The organism is Candidatus Methylomirabilota bacterium (genome assembly GCA_036005065.1).
Taxonomy (GTDB): domain Bacteria; phylum Methylomirabilota; class Methylomirabilia; order Rokubacteriales; family DASRDR01; genus DASYQW01.
This window is the reverse complement of sequence record DASYQW010000090.1, coordinates 1-7,889: the sequence shown is the minus strand read 5'-3', so window position 1 is coordinate 7,889 and position 7,889 is coordinate 1. Positions and strand designations below refer to the sequence as shown.

The 7,889-nt window shown below is 71.8% G+C and carries 8 protein-coding genes and 1 pseudogene; 3 read left to right on the top strand and 6 right to left on the bottom strand.

The features are described from left to right. Positions 1-585 precede the first annotated feature (585 nt). Genes VGW35_06875 through VGW35_06850 form a run of 6 tightly spaced genes read right to left on the bottom strand, consistent with a single transcriptional unit; the run spans position 586 to position 5,924 of the window. Positions 586-2,103, bottom strand: a complete 1,518-nt coding sequence (locus VGW35_06875; protein HEV8307376.1) for a FecR domain-containing protein — start codon at positions 2,101-2,103, stop codon at positions 586-588. A gap of 55 nt (positions 2,104-2,158) precedes the next feature. Then, complete coding sequence (locus VGW35_06870; protein HEV8307375.1) at positions 2,159-3,439, bottom strand: extracellular solute-binding protein; 1,281 nt, start codon at positions 3,437-3,439, stop codon at positions 2,159-2,161. Positions 3,440-3,446: 7 nt separating this feature from the next. Beyond that, positions 3,447-3,842, bottom strand: a complete 396-nt coding sequence (locus VGW35_06865) for a PIN domain-containing protein (protein HEV8307374.1) — start codon at positions 3,840-3,842, stop codon at positions 3,447-3,449. Then, positions 3,839-4,129: a hypothetical protein gene (locus tag VGW35_06860; GenBank protein HEV8307373.1), complete on the bottom strand. Its 291-nt coding sequence runs from the start codon at positions 4,127-4,129 to the stop codon at positions 3,839-3,841. Before VGW35_06860 ends, VGW35_06865 begins: the two co-directional genes overlap by 4 nt. A gap of 26 nt (positions 4,130-4,155) precedes the next feature. Then, on the bottom strand, positions 4,156-5,010 hold the full coding sequence (locus tag VGW35_06855; protein ID HEV8307372.1) for a carbohydrate ABC transporter permease: 855 nt from the start codon (positions 5,008-5,010) through the stop codon (positions 4,156-4,158). Continuing rightward, positions 5,007-5,924: a sugar ABC transporter permease gene (locus VGW35_06850; protein ID HEV8307371.1), complete on the bottom strand. Its 918-nt coding sequence runs from the start codon at positions 5,922-5,924 to the stop codon at positions 5,007-5,009. The genes VGW35_06855 and VGW35_06850 overlap by 4 nt, the downstream gene beginning before the upstream one ends. A 291-nt stretch (positions 5,925-6,215) precedes the next feature. Between VGW35_06850 and VGW35_06845 the strand changes: the two genes are divergently transcribed. The 3 genes and pseudogenes from VGW35_06845 to VGW35_06835 all read left to right on the top strand — a co-directional run bounded on the left by VGW35_06845 (position 6,216) and on the right by VGW35_06835 (position 7,881). Continuing rightward, on the top strand, positions 6,216-7,382 hold the full coding sequence (locus VGW35_06845; GenBank protein ID HEV8307370.1) for an HD-GYP domain-containing protein: 1,167 nt from the start codon (positions 6,216-6,218) through the stop codon (positions 7,380-7,382). Between the two features lie 134 nt (positions 7,383-7,516). Further along, positions 7,517-7,639, top strand: a complete 123-nt coding sequence (locus tag VGW35_06840; GenBank protein ID HEV8307369.1) for a hypothetical protein — start codon at positions 7,517-7,519, stop codon at positions 7,637-7,639. Next, positions 7,615-7,881: pseudogene (locus VGW35_06835) on the top strand (ABC transporter permease subunit). The gene VGW35_06840 and the pseudogene VGW35_06835 overlap by 25 nt, the downstream one beginning before the upstream one ends. The last annotated feature ends 8 nt before the right edge of the window (positions 7,882-7,889 follow it).

The window sequence follows — 7,889 nt, the reverse complement described above, 5'->3', positions numbered from 1 at the left end:
GGCGTGCCGCTGCCGGGCCTCCTCGATCAGCGACTTCGCCCGCTTGACCTTCGGATCGTCCGGGGAGAGCCTGGCTACCTCGTCGTTCAGCTGCTTGATGAGCAGCGGGCACTGAAAGCCAAGGGCCGGACCGGCCAGAACGAGCGGCAACAGGATCGCAATCACGAGGGCTCTCATCTCTACTCCGCACCTCCTTCCACCGAGAACATCCCGGGCCGCCGCGACGGGTCGGTCCCGCGCGCCGCCCCATCCATAGAGACGCGACGCCGGCCCGCCCTATTCCGTGCGAGGCGCCACCCGCGCGGGTCGCCACGCCCGAGCGACACCGTCCAGCCTATCACGCCCCTCCCCCGACCCTGGCCGTCCGGTACCGAGTGTGTCACCTTGCCGCCCGTCTGTTCTTCGAGGCGAGCTTCGACCGGTGGGGCCGTCGCTCGAGAGAACCCTGGACGTGATGGAAGTCCTGGCCGGCTCGATGGCGCGCTGACGCGCCGGCGCTGGCGGACGGACGGCGACGGCGGGGTGCCGCGGGCCTGCGGGCGAGGGGGGCATCGGGGGGGTCTTCCGAGACCCCCCCGAAATGGCCTAGGGCCGGATCGACGTCGCGAAGACGCCGGAGAAGTAGACCCCGGCCAGCGCGGCTACGACGAAGAAGGGGATCGCGACGTACGCGATATCCGAGCCGTAGCCCGCCCCCACGGCCTCCGACTCGAAGGCGAGCTCGCTCGTGAGCGCGACCTTGTCCACGAACGGAATCGGCGCGCACGGCGACGGACCCTTGCCCGGCACCACCTCGGTGTACTGGTTGCTCACGCAGGTGACCGAGCCGCCGCCGACTCCGGTGGTCTCCACGGCGCTGCCCAGCGTGTAGACCTTGGCGCTGCCGCCCGAGGCCTGGACGACGGCGAAGTCCGTCTGCCGCACGGCGGCCGTCGCCACCGGCGTCCCGATGGAGAACTGGGCCTGACCGGTGGAGACCTTCTGGACGAACGGGGTCTTCACGAAGGCTCGGACCTTCCCCGTGGCGAGCCGCAGTCTCGAGGTGCGCGGCGCGCCCGCCGAATCGTTCTCGAGGCGCTCGACCTCGAAGTCCGAGAGCTGGCCGAGCCGGATCAGGCTCCCGTCGCCGAGACGAAGCTCCGCGGCCCCGTCCTTTCCGGTGCGGATCTTGTCGCCATCCGACAGGCGATCACCCTTGGCGAGCGGACGCGTCACCGGCTGCACGCGCGGCGTCAGGTCGGCCGGAGCGCGAGCGATGACGGCCTCGGCGGACCCCCCACCCGGCGTCACCCCGACCGCCTGGGCGTGGAACTCGGGGCCGGCCACGTAGCCGACATAGCCACCGTTCAGGTCGAAGAGCGGCAGGGCGTCCCGCTGAGCCGCAGCCGGGACCTTCGCCATCGCCGCCTGGACGAGGCGCGAGGGAAATGGCTGCGTCAGATCCGAGGTGAAGCCCGGCTGCGCCACCAGCCGGCCGTCCGGCGCGAGGTAGCCGAGGCTCTCGCCCTGGGGGCCGAAGACGCCCCGGGCGCCCGCCGACGCCGCCGGCGGCTTCGCGAGACCTTGACCCGAGGTCGCCACGCTCGCCACGCGAACCTGGCCCGTGATCGCCTCGTGGATGCGGAGGCGGCCGGCGGTCATCTCGAGGCCCGTGGTCCCGTTCCGACGGACCAGGAGCTCGCCGCCCATGGCTTCGGCGCGGATCGGCTCGAGCCGCGCCGACGGGGTCTGGAGCTCGACCCGGGTCTGGCTCGGGAGGCGGAAGGTCAGTCGCCCGTAGTCGACGGCCACCGCGGTGGCCGACCCCGCCTCGCGCACGCGGATCGCGCTGAACGGCAGGAGGACGATGCGGCTGCCATCGGTCAGCTCGAGGGTGGCGGCACCACCGGTGCTCCGGACCCGCGTCCCGTTCATCACCGGGAGGGACCGCGCGCCGAGGGGCAGCCAGCTCCCGCCATCGTCGAGCGAGAGCTCGACGGCCCGGAACCCGCGGGCGGTCCCGAGCGATGCCATCATGGCCTGGCCGGCCACGGGCAATGGCGCGCCCAGCAGCAGGACCGCGAGTGCTACACAGAGAGCTCGACCGAGGGCACTCTGTCGCATGTTGGCGCCTCCTCGAACAGCAAGCTAGCAGCCCGGGGCGCCCCCTGTCAAGGCCTCAACTTAAGGGGAGGCCCCTAGGCCTCGAGGGCCCGGAAACGGACGGTTTCACGCCCTTCCGCCGCGCCGCCGCCGCCACCTTGGCGTGCAGGGTGTCGAGGACCGCGCGGGCCGGCTCGCCGCGCACCACCACGCGGCGGACCGCCTCGTTCATCGCCTCGGTGACCTCCGGCCAGTGGGCGACGTTGGGCCGGACGACGCCGTCCCTGAGCGCCGCCTGGATCGCGCCGAAGGTCTCGCGCAGGACCGCCGGGACGTCGGCATAGACGTCGCCCCGGATCGACGGCCAGGCGTTCTGGGCGACCAGGATCCGCTGGGCCTCACGCGACATGAGAAAGCGCGCCAGGGCGAGCGCCGCGTCGCGCCACGGCCCGGTGACACCCCTCGGGACGCCGAGGACGTCCCCGCCCACCACCCGGGCCGCGCGGGCCGGTCCTCGCCACCCCGCGTACACGTGGAACCGCTCCAGGAGGTCCTGCTCGGCCAGCACCTTGGACGTGAACGGCCAGTTCGGCGCCAGCCAGGCCGTTTCCCCCTGGAGGTAATCCACCTGCGTGTCGTATTTCGCCAGGAGGCTCTCCGGCGCCAGGAGACCGTCGCGCCAGAGGCCCTGGAGGAACTCCAGGGCCCGCACGGCGCCGTCGTCGTTGAGGACGAGCGGGTCCCCGCCGAACATCAGGATCCACTCGGTCACCGTCACCGCGGCCGCGCCGCCCTCGGCGAGGGAAAGCGTCACCTTGGCGGTACCGGCCGCCTTCTTCAGCGTCTCCGCCACCGCGCGCAGCTCGTCGGCGGTGCGCGGCGGGGCGACGCCGGCTCGGTCGAAGCGACCGCGGTTCACGTACGTGACCTGGACGTTCGGCCGGAAGGGAAGGAAGTACCGGCGGCCGTCGACCGGCTCCGGCACCATGCCCGGGAGGACACCCTCCGGGATCGGGACGTCGGAGAGCTCCTGAACCAGCCCGGCGTCGACGAGGACCCGGAGCGCGAGGTTGTCCTTGGCGAAGAGATGAATGGTCGGGCGGCGGGCGCCCGCGTCCACCTTGAGCTTCTCCGGCAGCGCCTCGCCGGTCACGGCGGTGAGGGTGACCTTGATCCCCGCATCCCGCTCGAAGCGGCGGAGGATCGCCAGGACGGCGTCCTTCTCGTCCTCGGCGAGCGAGATGCTGAAGGTGATCCGCGATCCCGGGGCGTCCCCCGCCGGCCGGCAGGCCGCGAGCGCGACGGCGAGGGCCGCCAGGAGGACGCCGGCCGCCGCACGGCACACCCGCCGCGTCACGCGTCCCCTACCCCTCGTACAGCCGGAATCCCTCGAACTCGAAGTCCCGATCGAAGGCCAGGGCCGCCTCCACACCCCGCGCTCGCATCACCAGGAAACTCACCTCATCGACGAGGCTGGTGCGTCGCCTTCTCGACCGGGCGAGGCGACGAACGGCTTCGGCGTGCACGGCCCCGTCCACCCACTCCACGGCAAAGGCCTCGGAATCGCGGGCGAGGCTGAGGGCGGCGGCCAGACCGAGCCGGTGCTGCACGAGCGCCATCGACTCCAGGAGGACATAGTTATGGGTGAGGATGCCTGATCCCTCTTCGAGGGCCGCCTGGAACCGGTGTACCGCGTCCCGGTGGCGGGTGTCTCCGCGGTCCGCCATGGCGTAGATGGCCGAGGTGTCGAGGAAGATCATCGACGACGAGGCTTCGCGAAGGCGTCCGCCAGGGCCTCGTCATGCCGCTCGGACACCGGGGATAGCCGGCCCTGTCGCGAGCGTCCGACACCGATGAAGCCGAACTGCTTGAGGGTCAGCCTCTGCTTCGGCGCTCGACGCCCAAGAGATCCGGCCAGCATCTCGCGGACCAGCGCCGAGAACGAACACCCGCGCTCGAAGGCGCGGCGTCGAAGAACGGCGTAGGTCCTCTCGTCCAGCTGGATCTGGGCCCGCCGCATGATCCCACCATGCTGAAATGACATCATGATGTCAAGCCTGGGCGATCCGGAGTTCACCCCTTGACGGCGCCCGTGAGCGCCCCCGGGCGGAGGTGGCGCTGGAGGACGTAGACGACCAGGAGGATCGGCACCACGAGAACCGCCGCCACCGCCGCCATCTGCTGCCGGCTGCCGCGATCGACGGCCTGGAAGACCTGGAGGGGAAGCGTGTTCTGGCTGGTGGTCAGCAGGCGCGCGTAGACGAACTCGTTCCAGGAATAGAGCCAGACGAAGAGCGCCGCCACGGCGATCCCGGGCGCGGCCGCCGGGAAGATGACCCGGGCCAGCGTTCCCAGCCGCGAGGCGCCGTCGACCGCCGCCGCCTCCTCCAGGGTCCGCGGGATGGACCCGAAGCTGCCCACCAGGATCCAGGCGATGAAGGGGAGGGCGCCGATCAGGTGGGCCAGCGTGAGGCCCAGGTAGTCATCCACCAGCCCGAGGCGCGCGAAGTGGGTCGCGACGGCGATCCCCACCGTGAACTCGGGGAACATGCGCGTGACGAGAAGCCCGATCACCAGCGCATAGCGGGGACGCGGCGGCATCCGGGCGATGACGTAGGCGGCCGGCGCCGCGACGGCGATGGCCAGGAGGGTGGTGGCGGTCGCGACCGTGAGGCTCTTCAGGAGCGGCCCCCACAGGTCACCCCGGGCCACCACGCGCTGCCAGAACTTGAAGGTGGGCGCGGTCACCACGAGGTCGGGGCGCTCGCCGAAGATCGCGTCCCCGGGCGCCACCGAGACGATGACGATCAGGTAGAGAGGGACGAGGACGAAGCCCGCCGACACCACGACCCACAGACCGAACAGGGGGCGCCGGAGGGGCTCGAGCGGGCTGCGCCGCGGGCGTCGCGTCCCGGTGGCCGCCGTCACGCCTCGATCTCGACCCGCCCGGCGAAGAGCCGGAGATAGGCGACGATGAAGACCATGATCAGGGCAAAGAGCACGATGGAGGCGGCGGCCGCCGTGTACACGTCGCTCGTCGGCGGCCCGTACCGGCTCCAGATGAAGGTCCCCAGGACCGGCTCCACGCGGCCGGCCAGGACCAGGGCCAGCTCGAAGATCCTGAAGGCGTCGATGGCCCGCAGGATGATGGCCATCGTCAGGTAGGGCGCCAGGAGCGGGAGGGTCACCCGCGCGAAGCGCGGCCAGCGCCCTGCCCCGTCGACGTCGGCCGCCTCGTAGACGTCGGGCGGGATCGACTCGAGCCCGGCCAGGAAGATCAGGGTGACCATGGGGAGGACTTTCCACATGTCGGCGATCGCGAGCGTGAGGAGGGTCCGCCACCCACCGGCCACCGCCCAGCTCAGGGGCTCGAAGCGCCACTGGACGCCCGGCAGGCGATTCACGAGATCGGCGAGCGCGAAGAGGGCCGAGTTGAGGTAGCCCGAGCGCGAGAAGATCAGGAGCATCACGGCCCCCGCCACCACGGTCGGGACGCCGAGCGGCATCAGCATCACGGTCCGCACGAGGGCGCGGAGCGGGAATTCCCGGTGGAGCGCGAGAGCCACGCCCAGTCCCACCGCGATCTGGAGCGTGATCGAGAGCAGCGTGACGGCGACGGTGTTCAGGACCGCGCGATGGAAGACCTCCGACTCGAAGATCGCGCGGTAGCTCGCCAGCGAGGGGAACGCGGCGCCGAACGGCGCGGTGAGCGAGAGCCGGATCGTGTCGAGGATCGGAACGACGGTCAGGACGAGGACGTAGGCGAAGAGCGGGAAGGCGAGCGCCACCTCGAGGCGGTGTCTCTTGAGGCCGGCCGCGAGGGGCGCCCTGCCGCCCGGCATGCTTCGGACCATGACGCAAGGCGGGCGGCGTGTCAAACGCGCGGTCTGGCCAGAAAGCGGCCACCGCCGCGGGCGCATCCGGTCGGTTCCGGGCCATTTGCCCCGGATGCCGAGCCGGAAAGCACGCCCCCGACGCATAACCTGCTGGTTTCACGCAACTCCCAGAAGAGAGGCGGCGAGGCACGACCGTTGCTTGACGGTTCCGCGGTGTCGCGCCGACGCCGGGTCGGCACTCCACCAGCGCAGCGGAACCTCCAATACGGGGAGGGCCGTCCCGATGCAGGCCGAGCGATGAATACCGCAGTGGTGGCCGGACAGGCGTGGACGGCGCGGCACCGGGCCAGAAGCCTCCCCGGGATCGCCGAGTCGAAGCCCCCGCGTCGAGCCGGGGCGCCGGATTCCCTGCTGGAGCTCGCCGATCTGACGTTTCAGGCCTCGGATCTTCCCGCGTTCGCGGACGCGGTCCTCGGCTCCGTCCTCCGGAATCTCAACGCCCAGGCCGGCCTGATCCTCGTGGAGGGACCTCCGGGAGGCCCGATCGTCGCCCAGCGAGGCGCCGGCACCCTGGTCCGCCACCTCCACGGGTTCGCGCTAGAAGTGATCCGGCCCGGCGCCAAGACGCCGCTCGCCTGGACCGAGGACCCGCGCGGCCCGGCGCTGGTGGGCGCCGTCGCGTCGGAGCTCGGTCAGGGAACCGTCGTCCTCTGCGCGGGCCGCGACTCTCGGGGCGGGCTCTTCCCGGCCCACGAGCGGAAGCTCCTCCTCGGTTACGCGCGCGCCACCGGGCTCGTCGCCGAGCGCGTGCGCCTGCAGGAGAGCGTCGAGCGCCAGAGCCTGGAGATCATGGCGGCCTTCGTCCGCGCGCTCGCCTCGCGGAGCCAGTACCTCGAGGGACACTCGGTGCGCGTCGCCCTCTACGCCACCGAACTCGCGCTGACGATGGGGCTCCCCCCAGCCGAGGTCTCGGTGGCGCGCCGGGCCGGCATGCTCCACGACCTGGGCAAGCTCGCGACGCCGGACGCCATCCTGCTCAAGCCGGTCGCGCTCACCGAGGAGGAATACGCGTGCATCAAGCACCACCCGGAGGCGGCGGCGCGGATGCTCGCGCCCTACCCGACCCTGAGGCGGGAGGCGGAGGCGGTCAAGAGTCACCACGAGCGCTACGACGGGACCGGGTACCCCAACGGGCTCCGGGGAACCTCAATCCCGGTGGGGGCCCGGATCGTGTCCGTGGCCGACGCCTTCGACGCCATGACGTCGGACCGCCCGTACCGCCGGGCGCTTCCGCTGGAGATCGCGATGGCGGAGGTCCGCCGGGGTGCGGGGACCCAGTTCGATCCCGAGGCCGCCGCCGCCTGGCTGGCGCTCTCCCGGCCCCGCCTGCTCGAGATCGGCCGGCAATCGGACGCCGACACGCGCCACGAGGACATCCTCGAGATCCTGACCGCCACCGCCTGACCGCGGGCCGGGTCGCCACGGCCCGCCCTCGACTACCGCCCGCCGTCTCCACCAAGCGGGCGGTCATCGTCTGCCCCGCCCGCCACCCCATCGCTTCAGGTCGAGAAGCGGTCAGCCCCGAGCGGGAGCAGCGCATGACCGACCAGGTCTACATCTACAAGCTCGGGGACTCCGGCGTGAAGCTCGGCATGGTGCGCAGCCTGACCGGCTTCAAGCCGTACCAGGGCGCCCACCGGTTCTGGAACGCGTCCAACTGACCTTCGTCTTCGCCTACGCGGTGCTGGCCGAGGCCGCCCTGAGCTTCCTCGGGATGGGCCCCCCGCCGCCGGCTCCGACCTGGGGCAACATCATCGCCGACGGCCGGGATTATCTGCGGGAGGCCCCCTGGATTTGTCTGCTGCCCGGGGCGGCGATCTCCGTGACGGTCCTCGGGCTGAACCTGCTCGGCGACGGGCTGCGCGACGTGCTGGATCCCCGGATGCGGGTGGAGGGCGGCTGAGGCGGCTC

Bases quoted from the DNA above. Each gene is read 5' to 3' on its own strand.
- VGW35_06860 (HEV8307373.1), bottom strand. From the start codon at position 4,129: ATGATGTCATTTCAGCATGGTGGGATCATGCGGCGGGCCCAGATCCAG.
- VGW35_06845 (HEV8307370.1), top strand. From the start codon at position 6,216: ATGAATACCGCAGTGGTGGCCGGACAGGCGTGGACGGCGCGGCACCGG.
- VGW35_06875 (HEV8307376.1), bottom strand. From the start codon at position 2,103: ATGCGACAGAGTGCCCTCGGTCGAGCTCTCTGTGTAGCACTCGCGGTC.
- VGW35_06840 (HEV8307369.1), top strand. From the start codon at position 7,517: ATGACCGACCAGGTCTACATCTACAAGCTCGGGGACTCCGGCGTGAAG.
- VGW35_06865 (HEV8307374.1), bottom strand. From the start codon at position 3,842: ATGATCTTCCTCGACACCTCGGCCATCTACGCCATGGCGGACCGCGGA.
- VGW35_06850 (HEV8307371.1), bottom strand. From the start codon at position 5,924: ATGCCGGGCGGCAGGGCGCCCCTCGCGGCCGGCCTCAAGAGACACCGC.